Origin of the sequence: Goodfellowiella coeruleoviolacea (assembly GCF_024171785.1) — a bacterium.
Taxonomy (GTDB): domain Bacteria; phylum Actinomycetota; class Actinomycetes; order Mycobacteriales; family Pseudonocardiaceae; genus Goodfellowiella; species Goodfellowiella coeruleoviolacea.
Genome location: NZ_JAMTCK010000026.1, coordinates 22,969 through 45,091 on the forward strand (window position 1 = coordinate 22,969; position 22,123 = coordinate 45,091).

9 protein-coding genes are annotated in these 22,123 nt (G+C 72.0%); 7 read left to right on the forward strand and 2 right to left on the reverse strand.

Translation table 11 applies throughout. From position 1 onward, the window contains the following. The first annotated feature begins 32 nt into the window (after positions 1 to 32). The 4 genes from LX83_RS35885 to LX83_RS35900 all read left to right on the forward strand — a co-directional run bounded on the left by LX83_RS35885 (position 33) and on the right by LX83_RS35900 (position 15,860). Entirely contained in the window at positions 33 to 11,477 is an 11,445-nt protein-coding gene (locus tag LX83_RS35885) for a type I polyketide synthase (protein ID WP_407649753.1), read from the forward strand. A gap of 178 nt (positions 11,478 to 11,655) precedes the next feature. After that, on the forward strand, positions 11,656 to 12,879 hold the full coding sequence (locus LX83_RS35890; protein WP_253780140.1) for a cytochrome P450: 1,224 nt from the start codon (positions 11,656 to 11,658) through the stop codon (positions 12,877 to 12,879). 386 nt (positions 12,880 to 13,265) lie between these two features. Beyond that, positions 13,266 to 14,486 (forward strand): cytochrome P450, encoded by a 1,221-nt coding sequence (locus tag LX83_RS35895; protein ID WP_253780152.1) that lies wholly within the window; start codon positions 13,266 to 13,268, stop codon positions 14,484 to 14,486. Positions 14,487 to 14,636: 150 nt separating this feature from the next. After that, positions 14,637 to 15,860: a cytochrome P450 gene (locus LX83_RS35900; protein ID WP_253780165.1), complete on the forward strand. Its 1,224-nt coding sequence runs from the start codon at positions 14,637 to 14,639 to the stop codon at positions 15,858 to 15,860. A gap of 125 nt (positions 15,861 to 15,985) precedes the next feature. On the opposite strand, the gene LX83_RS35905 is transcribed toward LX83_RS35900, so the two are convergent. After that, positions 15,986 to 16,456: an Lrp/AsnC family transcriptional regulator gene (locus LX83_RS35905; RefSeq protein WP_253780205.1), complete on the reverse strand. Its 471-nt coding sequence runs from the start codon at positions 16,454 to 16,456 to the stop codon at positions 15,986 to 15,988. A 110-nt stretch (positions 16,457 to 16,566) separates the two neighbouring features. On the opposite strand from LX83_RS35905, the gene LX83_RS35910 reads away from it, so the two are divergent. From LX83_RS35910 to LX83_RS35920, 3 genes are all read left to right on the forward strand, one after another. Next, positions 16,567 to 17,628 (forward strand): DMT family transporter, encoded by a 1,062-nt coding sequence (locus tag LX83_RS35910; RefSeq protein ID WP_253780167.1) that lies wholly within the window; start codon positions 16,567 to 16,569, stop codon positions 17,626 to 17,628. Then, positions 17,625 to 18,044, forward strand: coding sequence for a DUF2000 domain-containing protein (locus LX83_RS35915; RefSeq protein WP_253780169.1), 420 nt, complete (start codon positions 17,625 to 17,627; stop codon positions 18,042 to 18,044). Before LX83_RS35910 ends, LX83_RS35915 begins: the two co-directional genes overlap by 4 nt. A gap of 332 nt (positions 18,045 to 18,376) precedes the next feature. Then, positions 18,377 to 21,109, forward strand: coding sequence for an AbfB domain-containing protein (locus LX83_RS35920; protein ID WP_301329497.1), 2,733 nt, complete (start codon positions 18,377 to 18,379; stop codon positions 21,107 to 21,109). Between the two features lie 116 nt (positions 21,110 to 21,225). On the opposite strand, the gene LX83_RS35925 is transcribed toward LX83_RS35920, so the two are convergent. After that, complete coding sequence (locus LX83_RS35925) at positions 21,226 to 22,086, reverse strand: class I SAM-dependent methyltransferase (RefSeq protein WP_253780173.1); 861 nt, start codon at positions 22,084 to 22,086, stop codon at positions 21,226 to 21,228. Positions 22,087 to 22,123: the final 37 nt, after the last annotated feature.

Consider the following 22,123-nt stretch of genomic DNA (forward strand, 5'->3'; position numbering starts at 1 on the left):
CCCTTCTGACTTTTCAAGGAGCTGACGCTCTGATGGCGAATGAAGACAAGCTTCGGGACTACCTCAAGCGGGTGACGGCCGATCTCCAGCAGACCCGTCAGCGCTTGGGCGCGGCCCAGTCACGGCTGCGGGAGGTCGAGGCAGAGGCGCGCGAGCCGATCGCCATCGTCGGGATGAGCTGCCGCTACCCGGGCGGGGTGAGCACTCCGGAGCAGCTGTGGGACCTGGTGGCCAACGGTCGGGACGGCATCTCCGAATTCCCCGACAACCGGGGCTGGGACCTGGAGAAGCTGTACGACCCGGACCCGGACACTCTGGGCACCTACTACGTGCGGGAGAGCGGCTTCCTGCACGACGCCGACCACTTCGACCCGGCGTTCTTCGGCATCTCGCCCAGGGACGCGCTGGCCATGGACCCGCAGCAGCGGCTGCTGCTGGAGACCTCCTGGGAGGCGTTCGAGTCCGCGGGCGTGGACCCGGCCGCGCTCGCCGGCAGCCAGGTCGGGGTGTTCGCCGGCGTCATGTACAACGACTACGCCGCGCGGCTGCAACCGGTGCCCGAGGGCTTTGAGGGATTCCTCGGCAACGGCAGTGCCGGCAGCATCGCCTCGGGCCGCGTGGCCTACACGTTCGGTTTCGAGGGCCCAGCGGTCACCATTGACACCGCCTGCTCGTCCTCACTGGTCGCACTGCACCTGGCCATTCAGGCGCTGCGCCGGGGCGAGTGCACCATGGCCCTGGCCGGCGGGGTGACCGTGATGTCCACCCCGACCGCGTTCATCGAGTTCAGCCGGGCACGTGGGCTGGCCAGGGACGGTCGCTGCAAGTCCTTCGCGGCCGCGGCCGACGGCACCAGCTGGGGCGAGGGTGCGGGCATGCTGCTGGTGGAGCGGTTGTCCGACGCGCAGCGCAACGGACACCCGATCCTGGCGGTGGTGCGGGGCACCGCGGTCAACCAGGACGGTGCGTCCAACGGGTTGACCGCGCCCAACGGGCCGTCGCAGCAGCGGGTGATCCGCGCCGCCCTGGCCGCCGCCGGACTCACACCGTCCGATGTGGACGCGGTGGAGGCGCACGGCACCGGCACCACGTTGGGCGATCCGATCGAGGCACAGGCCCTGCTGGCCACCTACGGCCGGGACCGGCCGGCGGACCGTCCACTGTGGCTGGGCTCGTTGAAGTCCAACATCGGACACACCCAGGCCGCCGCCGGCGTGGGTGGGGTGATCAAGATGGTGTTGGCCATGCGGCACGGGGTGCTGCCCAAGACGTTGCACGTCGACCAGCCGAACCCGTTCGTGGACTGGTCGGCGGGTGCGGTCGAGCTGCTCACCGAGGCACGGGACTGGCCGGAGACGGGCCAGCCGCGTCGCGCCGGGGTGTCCTCGTTCGGGGTCAGCGGCACCAACACACACGTCATCCTCGAACAGCCACCGGCTGAAGAGTCCACAGTGGAGAATGAGCACGGCGTCCTTCCCGCTGTGCCGTTGGTGCTCTCGGCCAAGACAGCTGACGCACTGCGGGGACAGGCCGATCGGTTGCGGGAACACCTCATCGCTCGGCCAGACCTGGCACCGATCGATCTCGGCTTCTCGACCGCCACCACCCGCCGGGCCCACGAGCACCGTGCGGTGGTGGTCGGGGCCGACCGGGAGGAGCTGCTGTCTGGTTTGGCCGCTGTGGCCGAGCAGCGTGATGCGGCGGCGGTGGTTCGGGATACCAGTGGGTCCGGCAGGCTGGCGTTCGTGTTCACCGGTCAGGGTGGGCAGCGGGTCGGGATGGGTCGGGAGCTGTATGCGGCGTTCCCGGTCTACGGCGATTGCAATTTCGACGAGGTGTGTGCTGAGTTCGAGCCGGGGTTGGCTGATGTGGTGTTCGGTGCCGCTCCCGGTGTGGACGAGACCCGGTGGACCCAGCCGGCGTTGTTCGCGGTCGAGGTGGCGTTGACCCGACTGTTGGCCTCGTGGGGTGTGCGTCCTGATGTGGTGATGGGCCACTCGGTCGGGGAGATCACCGCGGCGCATGTGGCGGGGGTGTTGTCCCTGTCGGATGCGGCCCGGCTGGTTCGGGCGCGTGCGGGGTTGATGGGTGCGTTGCCGGCGGGTGGGGCCATGCTGGCTGTGGCCGCCAGTGAGGCGGAGGTTGGTGAGGCCGGGCTGCCTGGTGGGGTGGACATCGCCGCGGTGAACGGGCCCGAATCGGTGGTGTTGTCCGGTCCTGAAGCCGAGATCGGTGAGTTGGAACAGCTCTGGCGGGGTCGGGGTCGGTCGGTCAAGCGGTTGCGGACCAGTCACGCGTTCCACTCCAGCCTGATGGACCCGATGCTGGCGGACTTCCGAGCGGCGTTGGCCGGGGTTCGGTTCGCGGAGCCGGAGATCGGGATCGTGTCCAACCTGACCGGCGAACTCGCGGGTGAGGGGTTGGTGTCGGATCCGGAGTACTGGGTGCGTCATGTGCGGGGCACGGTCCGGTTCGCCGACGGCATCACCACACTGCACGACCAGGGTGTGGCCACGGTGTTGGAAGTCGGTCCGGACGCGGTGCTGACCGCGATGGTCTCGGAGAGCGTGCCTGATGAACTGGCGGCGGTGCCGGTGCTGCGCCGCGACCGCCCGGAGGTGCAGTCGCTCGTCGCTGCTGTGGGGCGGCTGCACGCGCGTGGGGCCACTGTGGACTGGGCGGGGTTGTTCGCCGGTACCGGTGCTCGTCGTGTTGATCTGCCGACTTATGCGTTCCAGCGGGAGCGGTACTGGCTGGACGCGGTGCCGTCGACCGGTGATGCGAGTGCCATCGGCCTGGGCAGCGTTGACCACCCGTTGCTCGGTGCCGCCGTGACCCTCGCCGAGGGCGATGGGCTGTTGTTCACCGGTGTGCTCTCGCTGCGTTCCCATCCGTGGCTGGCTGACCACGCGGTGCTGGGCACCGTGTTGTTGCCAGGCACGGCCATGCTCGAACTGGCTGTCCGCGCGGGTGAGCAGGTCGGGTGTGGACGGGTGGAGGAGCTGACCCTGGAAGCGCCGCTGGTGCTTCCCGAGCGGGACGGCGTGCAGGTGCAGCTGGTGGTCGGCATGGCCGACGGGGCCGGCCGCCGCGCGGTGAGCCTGCACTCGCGCCGCGCCGGTGCCGCCTTTGACGAGCCGTGGGTGCGGCACGCTGCGGGCACCGTGGTGGCCGGTGGTCCGGCTGAGGTGTTCGACCTGGCGGTGTGGCCGCCGGCGGGGGCCGAAGAGGTACCCGTGGCCGGCCTGTACGAGCGCACTGCCGAGGCTGGGTTCTTCTACGGCCCTACCTTCCAGGGACTGCGCGCTGCCTGGCGACGCGGCGACGAGGTCTTCGCCGAGGTCGCGCTGCCCGTCGAGCACGCCGCCGAGGCGGAGAAGTTCGGTGTGCACCCCGCGCTGCTGGACTCGGCACTGCACGCCGCCGGCCTGCTCGGGGCCGCCCCGGACGCCATGCCCCAGCAGGGCAACCTGCCGTTCGCCTGGACCGGTGTGTCGCTGTACGCGGCGGGAGCGGCAAGCCTCCGGGTGCGGCTGGTGTCGGCGGGCCAGGACTCGATCTCGCTGGCATTGGCCGACAGCGCCGGCCGGCCGGTGGCCGCGATCGACTCACTGGTGTCCCGGCCGATCGCCCAGGAACAGCTGACCGCCGGCCAGGACAACCACCGCAATGCGTTCTTCGGCCTGGACTGGGTGTCGGTGCCGGCCGTCACGGGCGCGGTCGAACCGACCGACTGGGCGGTGCTGGGCCCGGCCGGTGTGACCCTCGGCGACCCCGGGCGGGAGCTGGCCCGACACGTGGATCTGGCCAGCCTGCTGGCGACCGGGGAGCAGGTGCCGGATGTGGTGTTCGCGCCACTGCTGGCCGGGTCTGCTGACCGGACCGAGATCACCGCGCGGGTTCGGGCCGCGACCACCGAGGCCTTGGAGCTGGTGCGGCAGTGGCTGGCCGACGAGCGGCTGACCGACAGCCGCCTGGTCGTGGTCACCACCGGTGCTGTTGCGACGCGTGCCGACGGGGACGTCCCGGACCTGGCCGCCGCCGCGGTGTGGGGGATGCTGCGCACGGCCCAGTCCGAGCACCCAGGACGGTTCGTGCTGCTGGACGTGGACGAGTCCGAGGTCCCCACCCGGGTGCTCGCCGCAGCGGTGGCCTCGGGTGAAGCCCAACTCGCCCTGCGCAGTGGCGAACTGCTGATGTCCCGGCTGGTCCGGCCCACCTCGGTGGAGCGGGCGGCCCCGAGGTTCGACCCGGACGGCACCGTGCTGATCACCGGCGGCACCGGAACCCTCGGGCGGCTGACCGCACGGCACCTGGTGGAGCGGGGCGCCCGCCGGCTGCTGTTGACCAGTCGGCGGGGCGCGGACTCGCCAGGCGTCGCGGAACTGGTCGCCGAACTGACCGCGCTGGACGCCGAGGTGTCCGTGGTCGCGTGTGACGCCGCTGACCGGGCCGCGCTGGCCACCGTGCTGGCTGCCGTTCCGGCCGACCACCCGCTCACCGCCGTGGTGCACGCGGCCGGGGCGTTGGACGACGGCGTGCTGGAGTCGTTGACGCCGGAGCGGTTCGACGCGGTGTTGCGGCCGAAGGTGGACGCGGCCTGGCACCTGCACGAGCTGACCCGTGATCTCGACCTGGCCGCGTTCGTGCTGTTCTCCTCGGCCGCGGGCATCATGGGCGGTGCCGGGCAGGCCAACTACGCCGCGGCCAACGCGTTCCTGGACGCGCTGGCCCAGCACCGGCGCGCCACCGGACTGCCAGCGACCTCGCTCGCCTGGGGTGTCTGGGCGCAGGCCAGCGGCATGGCTGGGGAACTCAGTGACGCCGACCTGCGCAGGATGAGTCGGGGCGGCATGGTCCCGCTGACCACCCAGCGCGGCTTCGAGCTGTTCGACCTGGCCCTGGCCGCCGACCGGGCGGTGCTGGTGCTCACCCAGTTGGACATGGCCGTGCTCAGCGCCCAGGCCGCGGCCGGGGCACTGCCGTGGCTGCTGCGCGGGCTGGTGCGCGTGCCGGTGCGCCGGGCCGGCAGCGGGGACGTCGGTGAGGTCGCCGCCCTGCTGCGCCGGCTCGCCGGGGTGACCGAGGAGGAACAGCGGCGGGTGCTGGCCGACGTGGTGCGCACGCACGTGGCGGCTGTGCTGGGCCACGGCTCGCCGGACCTGGTCGAGATGGACCGGGCGTTCAAGGAGTTGGGCTTTGACTCGCTGACCGCCGTCGAACTGCGCAACCGGCTCGGCGGGGTGACCGGGCTGCGGCTGCCGGCCACGCTGATCTTCGACTACCCCAGCCCGGCCGCGCTGGTCGAGCACTTCCTGGCCGAGATCGGTGGACAGGACGGGCCGGCCGGTCCGGTGCCCTCGGCGGCGGTCGCTGCTGACGAACCGATCGCGATCGTGGGGATGAGCTGCCGATACCCGGGCGGGGTGAGCACCCCGGAGCAGCTGTGGCAGCTGCTGGCCTCGGGCGGTGACGGGATCTCCGCGTTCCCCACCAACCGGGGCTGGGACCAGTTGCTGGCCGGTGTGGAGGACAGCTACCAGCCCGAGGGCGGCTTCCTGTACGACGCCGACCGGTTCGACCCGGAGTTCTTCGGCATCTCGCCGCGCGAGGCCATGGCCATCGACCCGCAGCACCGGCTGCTGCTGGAGACCTCCTGGGAGGCGTTCGAGCGGGCGGGCATCGAGCCGGCGTCGGTGCGGGGCAGCCGCATCGGCGTGTTCGCCGGGTTGATGTACCAGGACTACGTCTCACGGCTGCCCTCGGTGCCCGACGAACTGGCCGGCTACCTGGGCAACGGCAACGCCGGCAGTGTCGCCTCCGGCCGGGTGGCCTACACCTTCGGTCTGGAGGGGCCGGCGGTCACCATCGACACCGCCTGCTCGTCCTCACTGGTGGCGCTGCACCTGGCCGCCCAGTCGCTGCGCGCGGGCGAGTGCACCATGGCGCTGGTCGGCGGGGTCACGGTGATGTTCACGCCCACCGCGTTCATCGAGTTCAGCCGGCAGGGCGGGCTGTCCTCCAACGGCCGGTGCAAGTCGTTCGCGGCGTCGGCGGACGGCACCGGCTGGTCCGAGGGCGTGGGCATGCTGCTGGTGGAGCGGTTGTCCGACGCGCGGCGCAACGGACACCCCATCCTGGCGGTGGTGCGCGGCAGCGCGGTGAACCAGGACGGTGCGTCCAACGGGTTGACCGCGCCCAACGGGCCGGCGCAGCAGCGGGTGATCCGGGCCGCGCTGGCCAACGCCGGGCTGCGTCCGTCCGATGTGGACGCCGTGGAGGCGCACGGGACCGGCACCGCGCTGGGGGATCCGATCGAGGCGCAGGCGCTGCTGGCCACCTACGGCAAGGACCGGGCCGCGGACCGTCCACTGTGGTTGGGGTCGTTGAAGTCCAACATCGGACACACCCAGGCCGCCGCTGGTGTCGCCGGGGTGATCAAGATGGTGCTGGCCATGCGGCACGGGGTGCTGCCCAGGACCCTGCACGTGGACCAGCCCTCGCCGCACGTGGACTGGGAGTCCGGCGCGGTGTCGCTGCTCACCGACCCGCAGCCGTGGCCGGAGACCGGCCGGCCGCGGCGCGCCGGTGTGTCGTCGTTCGGGGTGAGCGGCACCAACGCGCACGTCATCCTCGAACAGGTGGCGACCGCGGCGGCCACCGAGCCGGGGCTGCCCGCCGCAGCGCTGCCCGTGCTGCCCTGGGTGCTCAGCGGCAAGACCGAGACCGCGCTGCGGCAGCAGGCGGACCGGCTGCGCGCTCTGGTCGCCGACGACCCCACCCTCGACCCGGCCGACATCGGGCTGTCCCTGGCGACCACCCGCACCGTCTTCGACCACCGGGCGGTGCTGGTCGGCGCGGACCGCGACGCGCTGCTCGCCGCGCTGTCCGCACTGGCCGCCGACCAACCCGACCCGGCCGTGGTGCGGGGCGTGCCAACCCCGGGCGGCCGGCCGGTGCTGGTCTTCCCGGGGCAGGGGTCCCAGTGGACCGGGATGGCCGTGGAACTGCTGGACAGCAACCCGGTGTTCGCCGAGCGGATGGCCGAGTGCGCCGCGGCCCTGTCGTCCTTTGTGGACTGGTCGGCCATTGACGTGGTGCGGGGTGCGCCGGGTGCGCCGGGGTTGGACCGGGTGGATGTGGTGCAGCCGGTGTTGTTCGCGGTGATGGTGTCGTTGGCGGAGGTGTGGCGCTCGTGTGGGGTGGAGCCGGCGGCGGTGGTGGGGCATTCCCAGGGTGAGATCGCGGCGGCGTGTGTGGCAGGGGCGTTGTCGTTGGAGGACGCGGCGCGGGTGGTGGCGTTGCGCAGTGTGGAGTTGGGTGCGTTGGCTGGTCGCGGTGGCATGGTGTCGGTGGCGTTGCCGGTGGACGAGGTGCGGGAGCGGCTGGAGTCCTGGGGTGAGCGGCTGTCCGTGGCCGCCGTCAACGGGCCGTCGTCGGTGGTCGTGTCCGGTGACACCGAGGCGGTCACCGAGTTCCTGGCCGGGCTCACCGCCGAGGGGGTCCGGGCGCGACAGGTACCGGTGGACTACGCCTCGCACTCCGCGCACGTCGACCAGATCAGCGACCGGCTGCGCACCGTGCTGGCCCCGATCAGCCCGCGGACCAGTGACATCCCGTTCTACTCGACCGTCACCGGGCAACCGCTGGACACCGCCGCGCTGGACGCCGAGTACTGGGTGCGCAACCTGCGGCAGACCGTCGAGTTCCAGCGGGCCACCGAAACCCTGCTGACGCAGGGGCACGGCGTCTTCGTCGAGTGCAGCCCCCACCCGGTGCTCACCGTGGGCATCGAGGAGACCGTCGAACGGTCCGGCCGGCCCGGTGCCGTCATCGGCACGCTGCGGCGCGACGACGCCGGACCGCGCCGGCTGCTCACCTCGCTGGCCGAGGCGTTCACCCGGGGTGTGCGGGTGGACTGGGCCCAGGTGTTCGCCGGGTCCGGCGCCCGCCGCGTCGACCTGCCCACCTACGCCTTCCAGCGGGAGCGGTACTGGCTGGAGGCGCCGCCCGCGGCGGGTGACGTCACCTCGGTCGGCATGGACGCCGCCGACCACCCGCTGCTGGGCGCGGCCGTGCACCTGCCGGAGTCGAACGGGGTCCTGTTCTCCGGGCTGCTCTCCGTGCGGACCCACCCGTGGCTGGCCGACCACGCGGTCCTGGGCACCGTGCTGGTGCCCGGCACCGCCCTGCTCGAACTGGCGCTGCGCGCCGGCGAGCAGGTGGGCTGCCCCGTGGTCGAGGAACTGACCCTGGCGGCCCCGCTGGTGCTGGCCGAACCCGCCGGGGTTCGGCTCCAGGTCGTGGTGGGCGCGCCCGACGAGAGCGGTCGCCGCCCGCTGTCGGTGCACTCCCGGCGCGCCGACGCCGGGTGGGACCAGCCCTGGACCCGCAACGCGGCCGGCACCCTGACGGCCGAGACCAGCACCCGGCCCGGTGAGCTGGTGGAGTGGCCACCGGCTGGGGCCGAGGAGATCCCGCTGGCCGGCGGCTACGACCAGCTCGCCCAGTTGGGCTTCGGCTACGGACCGGCCTTCCAGGGGCTGCGCGCGGCCTGGCGGCGCGGCGCGGACGTGTTCGCCGAGGTGGACCTGCCGGCCGAGGCCGGCGCGACCGCCGAGGGCTTCGGCCTGCACCCCGCCCTGCTCGACGCGGCGCTGCACGCCGGAATGCTGGCCGCCGGCCCGGACAGCGCGGACGCCACCCGGTTGCCGTTCGCGTGGACCGACGTGGCGCTGCACGCCGTGGGCGCCACGACCCTGCGGGTGCGGATCAGCCCGGCCGGATCGGCCGGGGTGGCGCTCACCATCGCCGACGCCACCGGCACCCCGGTGGCCTCGGTCGGTTCCCTGGTGTCCCGACCGGTCTCGGCGCAGGCGCTCAGCACCGGCACCGGCGGGGTGCGGGACTCCCTGCACCGGGTGCACTGGACGGTCGTGCCCACCAGCCCCGCCGCTGGTGCCGAATGCGCCGTGCTCGGTGACGACACCTGGCTGACCGCCGCGCTGAAGACCGGCGGCGCGCGGGTCGAGTCGGTCATCGACCTCGCTGACCTGGCCCGCGCCGGCGCGGACGGCCCCCGGGTCGTGTTCACCGCGCTGGCCGGGGCACCGGGCGCGGTGCCCGACACCACGCACGAGGTGGCCGCGCGGGCGCTCGCCCTGGCCCAGGCGTGGGTCGCGGACGGCGGGCCGCGCGGCGCCCGCCTGGTCGTGGTGACCAGGGGCGCGGTCGCGACCCGCACCGGCGAGGACGTCGCCGACCTGGCCGGCGCGTCCGCGTGGGGGCTGCTGCGGGCCGCCCAGTCCGAACACCCCGACCGGATCGTCCTGGTCGACGTGGACGAGCAGGAGGAGTCCTCGGCCCTGCTGGCCGGGGTGGTCGACAGCGGCGAGCCGCAACTGGCCCTGCGGGCCGGCCGCGCCCTGGCCCCCCGACTGGCTCGCGCCGAGGTCCCGGCCGACCTGCCGGCGGGCGAGTTCGACCCGGCCGGCACGGTGCTGGTCACCGGCGGCACCGGGCTGCTGGGCAGCCTGGTCGCCCGGCACGTCGTGGCGCACGGCGCCGGCCACGTGGTGCTGACCAGCCGCAGCGGCCAGCACGCCGAGGGCGTCGCCGAACTGGTCGCCGAACTGACCGGGGCCGGCGCCCGGGTGAGCGTGGCCGCCTGCGACGTGGCCGACCGCGCCGCACTGGCCGAACTGCTGGCCGGGCTGCCCGAGGAGTACCCGCTGCGGAGCGTGGTGCACGCGGCCGGTGTCCTGGACGACGGCGTGCTGGAGGCGCTGACGCCGCAGCGGGTCGACGCGGTGCTGCGGCCCAAGGTGGACGCCGCGTGGCACCTGCACGAGTTGACCCGGGACCTCGATGTCCGCGACTTCGTGCTGTTCTCCTCGGCCACCGGCACGCTCGGCAGCGCGGGCCAGGCTAACTACGCGGCGGCCAACGCCTTCCTGGACGCGCTGGCCCACCACCGCAGGGCCGAGGGCCTGCCCGCCCAGTCCCTGGCGTGGGGCCTGTGGGAGCAGGACAGTGCCATGACCGGGCAGCTGGGCGAGGCGGGCCGGCAGCGGATGAGCCGGGCCGGGTTCCGGCCGCTGGCGTCCACCGAGGGCATGGCGCTGTTCAGCATGGCCGGTGCCGTCGACGAGGCGGTGCTGGTGCCGATGCACGTCGACGCCGCGGCCCTGCGGGGGCAGCTGGGCGCTGGCGCGGTGCCGCCGATGCTGCGCGGCCTGGTCCGGTCGGCCCGCCGCCAGGCCACCAACGCGACCAGGCCCGACCAGGACCCGTCCTCGTTGCGGCAGCGCCTGGCCGGTCTGTCCCCGGCCGACCAGGCCCAGGCACTGCGCGAGGTGGTGCGGGCCAACGTGGCCGCGGTGCTCGGCTTCGCCGACGCGGACGCGGTGCCGGCCGGAGCTGGCTTCCCCGAGCTGGGCTTTGACTCGCTCACCGCGGTGGAACTGCGCAACCGGCTGATCTCCGTGACCGGCCTGCGGCTGCCGGCCACCCTGGTGTTCGACTACCCGACCACCGAGGCCCTGGTCGCGCACCTGCTGGCCGAACTCGCGCCGGAGCGGACCGTCGCGGAGAACCAGGCGTCCACCGACCCGGCGGACCAGGCCGCGACCGAGGCCGCGGGCGGCAGCATCCTGGCCCTGTACCGGCAGGCGCTCAACGACGGCAAGATCACCGAGGGCGTGGAGTTCATCAAGAGCGCCTCGCGGCTGCGCCCGTCGTTCGAGTCGGTGGCGGAACTGGCCAGCCTGCCCGACACCGTCACGCTCAGCCGGGGGACCAGCAACCCGAACCTGATCTGCTTCGCCGCACCGGTCGCCATCACCGGCGCCCAGCAGTACGCGCGGTTCGCGGCGGGCTTCCGGGGTGAGCGCGAGGTCTCGATGGTCCCGGCACCGGGCTTCCAACCGGGTGAGCTGTTGCCGGCGTCGGTGGCGGCGACCGTCGAACTCCAGGCGGAGCTGGTGTGGAACTGCGCGGGCGGCACCCCGTTCGTCCTGTTGGGACACTCTTCCGGCGGGTGGCTGGCGCACTCGGTCGCCACGTACCTGGAGAACATGGGCGCACCCCCGGTCGGCATCGTGCTGATGGACACCTACGTGCCGCAGAGCCAGCAGATCGACCGGTACAAGAACACCTTCGTGCGCAGTTCCGAGGAACGGGAGGACGTGGTCGGCGGGATCGACGACCGCAAGCTGACCGCGATGGGCTGCTACTTCCGGATCTTCGCGGACTGGCTGCCGGAGCGGACCGGGGTGCCGACGCTGTTCGTCCGGGCATCGGACTCGCTGGGCAGCGTGGGCGGTGACACCGACAAGGACGCGGGCGGAACCTGGCGGCCCACCTGGGAACTGGACCACAGCGCCGTGGACGTGCCGGGCAACCACTGGTCGATGATGGAAGAGCACGCCGGCTCGACCGCCGCGGCCGTCCAGGACTGGATCCGACGGGAACTCTAACCACGCGACCCACCGCGGGTGGCCGGTCCGGCACCGGTCGAGGTCCGGCCGCCCGCGTCCCCGTCACAGGCGGAACAGAACCAGCAACCGGACCGGAGAACTCGGAGTGTCAGGGATGTCAGAGCAGGTGCCACCGCGGGTGGGCCCGTTGTCGCAGTCGCACAGGGGGGCGTGAACCGTGACCGACCAACTGGCACCCACCCGCGTCGCCGCGGGCCAGCCGCCCTCGGTCCGCGACGGTCTCGGCGAGCAGCTGGCCTGGCTGCGGCGGATGCGCGCGGAGCACCCGGTGCACCGCGACGAGTTCGGCCACTACCACGTCTTCGGCTACGACGACGTGCAGCGCGTGACCAAGGACCCGGGCGTCTTCTCCAGCAACCCCGCCCGGGTGCTGCCCGAGGGCGTGCCGAACATGACCGAGGGCATGATGCTGGTCGCCGACCCGCCCAAGCACAGCAAGCTGCGCCGGCTGGCCGCGCAGGCGTTCACCCCCAAGAAGATGCGCGACCTGGCGCCGAGGGTCACCCAGATCGCCAACGACCTCATCGACCGGGCGCCCGGCGACGAGTTCGACTTCGTCGAGCACTTCTCGCTGCTGCTGCCGGCCACGGTCATCTCCGAACTGTTCGGCATCCCCGCCGAGGACGTCGAACTGTTCCGGCGGGTGGTCGAGCAGATCATGGCGATCGACCCGCCCAACCTCACCGACGAGGCGGCCGTGCGGGGCTCGGCCGAGACCGCGCTCGGCGGGCCGTTCATGGAACTCATGGGCTACCTGCTGCAGCTGTGCGCGGTGCGCCGGATCGACCCGCGCCCCGGGCTGATCTCCGACCTGCTCCAGGCGGAGTTGGACGGGCAGCGGCTGACCGACCAGGAGGTGGCCAGCCTGGCCGTGCAGATCCTGCAGGCCGGCCACCTGACCACCTCGGCCGTGCTCAGCCACAGCATCCTGCTGCTGGACGAGCATCCCGAGGCCGCTGCGGAGCTGCGGGCGAACCGGGCGCTGATCCCGGCGGCGGTGGAGGAGGTGCTGCGCTGCCGACCACCGTCCACCCGGCTCCAGCGCTACACCACCGGTGACACCGAGGTCGCCGGCCACCCGATCCCGGCCAACAGCGTGGTCGTCCCGTGGATGCTCGCCGCCAACCACGACGAGCGGGTGTTTCCGGAGCCCGACCGGTTCGACATCCACCGCAACCCCAACAAGCACCTGTCGTTCGGTCACGGCATCCACTTCTGCCTGGGCGCGATGCTGGCCAGGGTGGAGGTGGTGGGCGCGCTCAACACCCTGTTCGACCGGTTCACCCAGCTGCGGGTCGCCCCGGACCAGACCGTCCAGTTCCAGGAGACGCACCTGCTGTTCGCGCCGGAGCGGGTCGCGATCCAGGTCAGCCGGGCCTGACCCGCGCACGGCGGCGCCGGGATCCGGGCGCACCGCGACGACTGGGGGCAAGCCACGCTCCGAACCGGTTTCGCCGCGAATGGTGACTTGCCTCGAATGGAAGTCGCAGGGGAGTGGTTTGGAAGCAGCTGTCCCTAGTCTCGCCCCGTATCGCCGCTCAGGGACCTTGACCGACGGTGCCGCACGAAGGCCAGTCACGCGACGGGGCGAGCACCCGGGCCACACGTTGATCGGGGCGACCCTGGTGCGGCGTTGCCTCGGCGGGTGGGCGTCTGGCCACCGGACGCGAGTCCGCCGCTGGCGCCGAGGTCGCGATCCCTGGTGCCACCGAACTCCAGGCGGGGCGCCAACCTCCGCCTGCCCAGAACGAAATCGGAGTGTCAGGCATGTCAGAGCAGGTGCTGCCGCAGGTGGATCCGTCGTTGCTGCCGCCGTCAACCCGGACCGGGCTGACCGACATGGTGGCGTGGCTGGGGCGGATGCGGCGGGAACACCCGGTGCACCGGGACATGTTCGGAATCCACCACGTGTTCAGCCACTCGGCGGCGCAGCAGGTGCTGGCCGACCCCACCACGTTCTCCAGCGACCCCTCGCACGTGATGCCGGCGGCCGCGGCGGAGCTGACCTCGGGCATGCTGGCGGTGATGGACCCGCCGGGCCACACCAAGGTCCGCAAGATCGCCAGCCAGGCGTTCACCCCCAAGCGGGTCAAGAACCTCAGCGACCGGATCGAGGCCATCGCCGAGGAGCTGCTGGACCAGATCACCGAGTCGGAGTTCGACTTCGTGGCGCGGTTCTCCCAGCAGCTGCCGCTGATCGTGGTGTCCGAGCTGCTCGGCATCCCGCGCGCGGACCTGCCGCTGTTCCTGGGCTGGACCGAGAAGCTGTTGGCCGTGACCGTGCCCAACCCCAACGACGAGGCGGAGCTGGACGCCTCGATCGCCTCGGCGCAGATGGGGCCGCTCATCGAGATGCAGGGCTACATGCACCAGTTCTGCGCCGGGGTGCGGGCGCAACCCAACGACGGGTTCCTCAGCGACCTGCTGCAGGCCGAAGTGGACGGTCAGCGGTTGGGTGACCACGAGGTGGTGAACCTGGCCATCCAGCTGGTTCAGGCCGGGCACATCACCTCGGCGTCGCTGTTGGCCAACTCGGTGCTGACGCTGTCGGAGTCACCGGAGCTGGCGGCCCGGCTGCGGGCGGACTCCTCGCTGGTGGCCGGGTTCGTGGACGAGGTGCTGCGGACCAAGCCGCCGGTGCCCCGGCTGCAGCGGTTCACCACGACCGACACGGAACTGGACGGCGTCGCGATCCCGGCCAAGAGCATGGTGTTCGTGTGGCTGCTGTCGGCCAACCACGACGAGTCGGTGTTCGCCGACGCGGTGCGGTTCGACCCGGAGCGGGCCGCCAGCAAGGCGCTGACCTTCGGGCACGGCATCCACTACTGCTTTGGCGCGGCCCTGGCCAAGACCGAGGCGCGGGTGGGGCTGGCCGCGCTGTTCCGGCGGTTCGCCGAGTTCGAGGTGGCGCCCGACGCCCAGATCGAGTTCTACGAGGGTGAGATGTTCACGCCCAAGAGCGTGCCGCTGCGCGCCCGCACCGCCTGACCCGTCGGTGACCCCCTCTCCCCAGCAGGACCACCCTGGCGGACCGCGTCCGGCGGTCCGCTGCTCCACCCATCCACCCCGTGCGAGAACGAATCGGGACCGGTCCCTCGAACTCCACGCACACCACCTGTTGTTCCGAAAGGGCACGGCATGACCGAGACCATTGCCACCGAGGTTCCGACGTTCCCGCTGGCGCGGGGCAAATGCCCGTACCACCCGCCGGCCGGCTACGCCCAACTGCGCGAGCAGAGCCCGGTGGCCGAGGTGCGGTTGATCGACGGCAAGAAGGCGTGGGTGGTCACCGGCTACGCCGAGGCGCGTGCGCTGCTGGCCGACCCGAGGCTGTCCGCCGACCGCAGCCACCCGGACTTCCCGAACAACGCGAAGATCATGCCGGGCACCGGGCTGCCGCAGCCGGTGCCCGAGGGCGACGCGCTGACGTTCGCGCAGATGGACGACCCGGAGCACAACGCGCAGCGCCGACTGGTGATCCCCAGCTTCACCGTGGGGCAGGCCAAGCGGTTGCGGCCGAGGTTCCAGCAGTTCGCCAACGAGCTGATCGACCAGCTGCTCGCCTCGGGTGACTCGGCCGACCTGGTGTCGCAGGTGGCGGTGCCGTTCCCGTCGATGATGATGGCGGAGCTGTTCGGGGTGCCCGAGCAGGACCGGCCGGAGTACCAGCAGAACGTGCGGTACCTGGCGACCGAGCCGGCCATGCTGGTGCCGACGATCTACTCGTTGAGCACGTACTACGCCGGGCTGTTCGAGCGCAAGCGGGAACAGCCAGCGGACGACCTGGCCAGCCACATGGTGGCCAAGAACGCGGAGCGCCCTGGCGAGGTCAGCTTCCAGCAGATGCTCAACTCCGCCATGCTGATCACGGTGTCCGGCAACGAGTCGACGATCACCATGATCTCGTTGGGCACGTTCGCCGTGCTGGCCGACCCCGAGCAGGCCGAGGTGATGCGCACCGACCCGGCGGGCGTCGCGTCGACCGCGGTGGAGGAACTGCTGCGCTACATCTCCGCCGGTGACATCATCTCGCGGCTGGCCACCGAGGACATCGAGATCGGCGGCCAGCTGGTGCGGGCGGGCGAGGGCGTCATCGTGGCCACGCCAGCGGTGAACCGGGACCCGGCCGCCTTCCCCGAGCCGGACCAGCTGGACCTGCGTCGGGACGCCAAACCGCACGTGACCTTCGGGCACGGCGCGCACCAGTGCGTGGCGCAGAACGTGGCCACCGCCGCGCTGGAGGTGCTGTTCACCACGTTGTTCACCCGGATCCCGACACTGCGGCTGGCGGTGCCGGCCGAGGAGATCCGGCCCGGCGGCCTGGGGGTCTACCGCGTGGCGGAACTCCCCGTCACCTGGTAGGCGCCACCCCCAGCAGCACACCCGGGCAGGCGCGCGACCGCACCGCCCCGTCTCCCATGCCGCGCAGGGCGGCCGGTGGGAGGCGGGGCGTGCGCACACCGGTCACCGCGGCGCGCGTGGACCTGTCAGGCCTCCTCCCTGGCTGGCAGGGGCACGACCACGGACCGTCGGACGTGGCTGAAGATCACCGAGGTCCGCACGTGCACGATCTCCCGCCGCTGGGTGAGGCGGTCCAGGACGAAGGCGCTGAGCTGCTCGTTGTCGGCCACGGCGACGTGCAGCAGGAAGTCGTCGCTGCCGGACATGACGAAGTACGACAGCACTTCCGGCAGGCTCGCCACGAAGGCCTCGAAGGACTCGATCACCGCGCGGTTCGGCGGGCGCAGCTGCACGTTCACCATCGCCTGGGTGCCGCGGCCGATCTTGCGCAGGTCCACGTCGACGTGCTGGCCGCGCAGGATGCCGCGCTTGGTCAGCCTGCGGATGCGTTCCAGGCAGGTGGACTGCGCCACGTGCAGGCGGGCGGCCAGTTCCTTGTTCGTCAGCCGGGCGTCCTCCTGCAGGAGCGTCAGCAACGCCGTGTCAAGTTCGTCCAGCACCGTCGTCAGCACCCCGTTCCCGTGTGAAATTCGCGATTTTCGGTGAGAAGCCGAACTTAACACGGACAAATCGGGGAAGCGCCGCAGCGGTTGCTACGTTGAGCGCCATGTCCCCGCGTGCTGGCGATCTCGCCGAACTCACCGCCACGGCCGGCCCGGCGCGCCCCGTGCGCCAGCGCGGGCGCACGCCGGCGGTCGCGGCCGTCGTGCTGGCGGCGCTGATCTGGAGCACGTCGTTCGCGGTCACCAAGGTGGCACTGGCGGAGATCCCGCCGATGACGATCGGCGCGCTCCGGTTCAGCCTCGCCGCCCTCATCCTCGCCGCGGTGGTCCACACCAGACGGGACCGGCGGCTGCCAACCATACGGCAGCGCCTGTTCATCGGCCTGGCCGGTCTGCTCGGCATCGCGGCCTACTTCGCCGTGGAGAACCTCGGCGTCGACCTGGCGACGGCGTCCGACGCGACGCTGATCATCGCCGCGTACCCGATCATCACCCTGGCCCTGGAGCTGATCCTGCGGCGGGCCACGCTCTCGGTCGTCCGGCTGGCCGGCATGGTCATCGCGATCGGCGGGGTCTGGCTGGTCGTGTCGAGCGGAGCGGGCGACGAGTCCGGCAGCCGGTGGTGGGGCGACGCACTGCTGGTGCTCGGCGGGCTCGTCTGGGCCGGCTACAACCTGGTGGCGCAGCGCGACACCTCGGGCGCCTCGCCGGTCGTGGTGACCTACTACCAGACGCTGGCCGGAGCACTCGGCTTCCTCGCGATGTCGCTGTTCGAGGCGGACCGCTGGGCCTGGCCGTCCCCGGCCAACCTCGGCCGGGTGCTGTTCCTGGCCGGGCTGTGCTCGGTGGCCGCGTTCCTGCTCTACAACTACGGGTTGCGCGGCCTGCTGCCCAGCGTGGCGGTCAACCTGCTCAACATCGTCCCGGTGGCGGGCCTGGTGTGGGCGGCGGTGCTGGCCGGGGAATCCGTCGACGGGCAACAGGTCATCGGCGGTGCGGTCGTCATCGCCGGTGTGGTGACCGGCCTGTACCAGCAGAACAGCGACGGGCCAGCGGCGGTGTCGAGCCCGGCGAGCCCGAACACCGCAAACCACCCGGACACCGCGAACCCGGACACCGCGAACCCGAACACCGCAGAACCGAACACGGAGAAGGACAACGCATGACCGGCCAGCCAGAGTTCAAGTGCGCGATCGTGGTCAGCGACGAGCTGCCCACGGGACTCGCGGTCAACGCGGCGAGCGTGCTCTCGCTGACCATGGGGCACCGCGTCGAGGGGCTCGTCGGGGCCGACGTGCAGGACGCCGACGGCGTGACCCATCCCGGCGTCATCCACACGCCGCTGCCGATCCTGGTGGCCCCGCGCGAGCAGGTCGCCGCCATCGTGCGGGCGGCGGCCACGCAGGACGGGATGTTCTTCGTCAGCTTCAGCTCCCTGGCCCAGGGCTGCAAGACCTACGAGGAGTACATCGCCAAGATGGCGGTCACCCCGACCGCCGAGCTGGCCAGCGTCGGTGTCGGTTTGCACGGCCCGCGCAGGCAGGTCAACAAGCTCGTCGGCGCGCTGCCGCTGCTCCGCTGAGATCGGGGAGCGAAATACTCCGAACGCCGTCACCCGACACCGCTCCCGGCGGCTAACGTCCGATGTGAGAGCGCTCTCTCAGGAGCACTCGTGGTGGCGGAACGGAGCGAACATGGTTCACGGGCACGGTGTGGTTCAACGGGCCGCGCCTCGGCCGGGATCGGATCCGCAACAGCAGGACGTCACGCCACCTGATCACCACGGTCATCTCAACAGGATCTGTCGCGTTCTCAGCGTCTCCCTTCGTGTCAAAGCGGACCGAGGAGTACTCCGTGGCTTGCCTACCGCATCCTGTCCGACGACTACTGCTGTCCACGTTCGCCTGCGCGCTGATGGTGATCGGCCTGGCGGTCGCCGTGGCACCGGCCGCGTCCGCGGCGACCTGGCAGCCCAAGCCCGCACCGCTGACCACGCCGTGGACCAACCAGGTCAGCCCGACCAACGCGCTGCCGGAGTACCCGCGACCACAGCTGACCCGGTCGGACTGGCTCAACCTCAACGGGGTCTGGGAGTTCACCGGCGCGGCCAACCTCGACTCGCCACCGGTCGACACGCCGCTGGCCGAGGGCGTGCTGGTGCCCTACCCGATCGAGTCCGCGCTGTCGGGGATCAAGCGCCACGAGGACAACATGTTCTACCGGCGCACGGTCACCGTTCCGCAGTCCTGGGCGGGCCGGCGGGTGCTGCTCAACTTCGGCGCGGTCACCTGGCTGACCCGGGTCTGGGTGAACGGCACCCAGGTGGGCAGCCACACCGGTGGCTATGACGCGTTCTCCTTCGACATCACCGCCGCGTTGCGGTCGGGGGAGAACGAGATCATCGTCGGTGTCTCGTCCCCTGTGGACGGAAGCACGTACCCGGTCGGCAAGCAGCGCCGCGATCCCAGCGGGATCTTCTACACCGCGGCCTCGGGCATCTGGCAGACGGTGTGGTTGGAGCCGGTCAACCCGGCGCATGTGACCCGGTTGGACACCACGCCGAACCTGCCGGAGAGCGCGTTGGACATCGTGGTGCGGGCGGCGGGCGCGACCGGGGGCACCCAGGCCCGGGTCGAGGTGCTGACCGGTGGCGCGGTGGTCGGCTCGGCGACCGGGCCGGTGGACGCCCGGATCCGGGTTCCGGTGCCCAACGCCCAGCTCTGGTCGCCGGACGACCCGTTCCTCTACGACCTGCGGGTCACGCTCACCGGTGCCGGCGGCGGTGACGTGGTCGGTGGCTACTTCGGCATGCGGTCGCTGGGCAAGGGCGTGGTCGGCGGCGTGACGCGCCCGTTGCTCAACGGCAGGTTCGTGTTCCAACTCGGCACCCTGGACCAGGGCTACTGGCCGGACGGCGGCTACACCGCGCCGACCGACGCGGCCCTGCGCTTCGACCTGGAGCGGCAGAAGGCGCTGGGCTTCAACATGGTCCGCAAGCACATCAAGGTCGAGCCGGCCCGCTGGTACTACCACGCCGACCGGCTCGGACTGCTGGTGTGGCAGGACATGCCCTCGCTGGACACGCTGGACGACCCGCCGGACCGCAGCCACGCCAACTACGAGGGCGAGCTGCGCCGGATCGTGGACCAGCTCAAGGGCATCACCTCGATCGCTCAGTGGGTGGTGTTCAACGAGGGCTGGGGCGAGTACGACGCGGGCCGGATCGTGGACTTGGTGCGCTCGATCGACAACACCCGGCTGATCAACCACAACTCGGGGTCGAACTGCTGTCTGTCCGATCCGGACCCCGGCAACGGCGACGTGATCGACGACCACGCGTACCAGATGTCCAGCGGCACCCGCCTGCCCGACGCCAACCGGATCGCGGTGCTCGGCGAGTACGGCGGCCTCGGCCGGCGGGTGACCGGTCACGAGTGGCAGCCGGGCGCCGGGTTCGCCTACGGCGAGCTGTTCCCCGACGAGACCTCGCTGACCACCCGGTACGTGGAGATCACCAAGGAGGTGGGCAGGTTCATCCACAGCCGTGGCCTGTCCGCGTCCGTCTACACCGAACCCTACGACGTCGAGAACGAGGTCAACGGCTTCTACACCTACGACCGCCAGGTGCTGAAGATGACCGAGGCGCGGGTGCGCGAGGTCAACCAGCGGGTGCTGGCCATCGCCAGGGGCACCGAGATCGGCACCGGGGAACTGGTGTCGCTGCGGGTGACCACCTCCGGCTACACCGACCGGTTCCTGCGCCACCAGAGCACGCTCGGGCGCACCGACGTGCTGTCCGCGTCCAGTTCGGACACCGCCCGTCAGGACGGGACGTTCTGGGTGCGGCCGGGCCTGGCCAACGCGGCCTGCGTGTCCCTGGAGTCCCGCAACTTCCCCGGCCACTTCCTGCGCCACCGGGACTCCCGGCTGCGCAAGGACGCCAACGACGGCAGCGCGCTGTTCGCCGCCGACGCCACCTTCTGCCCGCGTGCCGGCCGGGCCGGCGGCGGAACGAGCCTGGAGTCGGCCAACTTCCCCGGCGCGTTCCTGCGGCACTACAACGAGTGGGTGTACCTGGCCCGGCCGGGCGGCACCAACCCCTGGGACACCGCGGCGAGCTTCGACGTGGATGCCACCTGGGCCGCCACCCTGCCGCTGTGGCGCAGCGGCGCGGCCCTACCCCAGGACCAGGCCCGCTCGTTCCAGGTCACCACGCCCGGCTACACCGACCGGTTCCTGCGCCACCGCGACTCGCTGGCCCGCACCGACGTGGTGAACTCCGGCAGCGACGCGCTGCTCAAGGCCGACGCGACCTTCGTCGTGCGGCGCGGCCTGGCGGACACCTCGTGCTATTCACTGGAGTCGCGCAACTATCCGGGCCGGTTCCTGCGGCACGCCAACTTCCGGGTCCGGCTGGACGCCAACGACAACTCCGACCTGTTCCGGCGGGACGCCACGTTCTGCGCGCAACCGGGGGACTCGCCCGGCAGCGTCCGACTGGCCTCGATCAACGAACTCGGTGCCAACGTGCGCCACTACGCCGAAGAGGTGTGGGTGGCCGTCAGCGGCGGCCCGCACACCTACGACAACCCGACCCTGTACCCGCAGGACACCAGCTGGCTGCCCACCACACCGTGGACGCCGTGAGCCGAACCCAACCGCCGCTGACGCGCCACACCGGCGCGCCCTAGCCCGAGGCCGGGGCCGTCCGTCCACTGCAGATAACGCGGCAGGACGGACGGCCCCGGCGCCGGAACCCGGGACTAGCGGACGTGGGCCAGGTAGAAGCTGACCAGGTAGACCGCGACGGTGTTCCCCTCGGCGTCGCGGTGGCCGGCGAGGTCGGCCACCAGCCGCTCGGTCACCGCGGCCCGGCGGTGCTCGGGGACCTGCTCCCAGAAGATGCGCAGCCCGTTCGACCAGGTCCACTCCAGCAGCTGCTCCGGGGAGGGGGCGACCAGCGGCACGTCCACCCGGTGCTCACTGACGTCGACGAACCCGGCCGCGCCGAGCAGGTCGACCAGCTCACCGGGCCGGCCGAACGGGAAGTCGCCGAAGAACCTGGCCAGCCGGGGGCTGGTGGCCACCAGCGCGTCCGTGTCGATCGCGTCGACCAGGTGGCGCAGCCGCAGCGGCCCCAGTGCCCACGCGCCGAGGCTGGCCGGCGGAACCGGTGCGCTGATGCCCAGTCGGCCGCCCGGCCGCAGCAGGGCGCGGTAGTTGCCCAGTGCGGTGGGCAGGTCGGGGAACAGGCCGATGCTCATGCTGCCGGTGATCACGTCGAAGCTCGCCGGCTCGAACCCGGGCCGCTGGCCGTCCATCTCCAGCACGGTCACGTTGGCCAGGCCACGCCGCAACGCCTCGGCGGTGGCCGCGCGGACCATGGCCGGGGCGAGGTCCACACCGACCACGGCACCGGCGGGGCCGACCGCGGCGGCGGCGGGGAACAGCACGGCGCCGCGCCCGCACCCGATGTCCAGCACCCGCTCGCCCGGCTGGACCGCGACCCGGTCGAGCAGGTGCCGCGCGACCGGTTTGAAGAACTCGACGTCCGCGGCGTCGTAGACGTCGGCCAACCGGTCGAACACCCCGGTGAACCTGCCCTCGCCCGATCTGCCGTCCACTGCGCCTCCCGTGCCCGGACCTACTCGTGTCCTCCAC

What these genes read in the sequence shown, in the direction of transcription:
- LX83_RS35885 (WP_407649753.1), top strand. Translation starts at nt 33, where the DNA reads ATGGCGAATGAAGACAAGCTTCGGGACTACCTCAAGCGGGTGACGGCC.
- LX83_RS35895 (WP_253780152.1), top strand. Translation starts at nt 13,266, where the DNA reads ATGTCAGAGCAGGTGCTGCCGCAGGTGGATCCGTCGTTGCTGCCGCCG.
- LX83_RS35900 (WP_253780165.1), top strand. Translation starts at nt 14,637, where the DNA reads ATGACCGAGACCATTGCCACCGAGGTTCCGACGTTCCCGCTGGCGCGG.
- LX83_RS35910 (WP_253780167.1), top strand. Translation starts at nt 16,567, where the DNA reads ATGTCCCCGCGTGCTGGCGATCTCGCCGAACTCACCGCCACGGCCGGC.
- LX83_RS35915 (WP_253780169.1), top strand. Translation starts at nt 17,625, where the DNA reads ATGACCGGCCAGCCAGAGTTCAAGTGCGCGATCGTGGTCAGCGACGAG.
- LX83_RS35920 (WP_301329497.1), top strand. Translation starts at nt 18,377, where the DNA reads ATGGTGATCGGCCTGGCGGTCGCCGTGGCACCGGCCGCGTCCGCGGCG.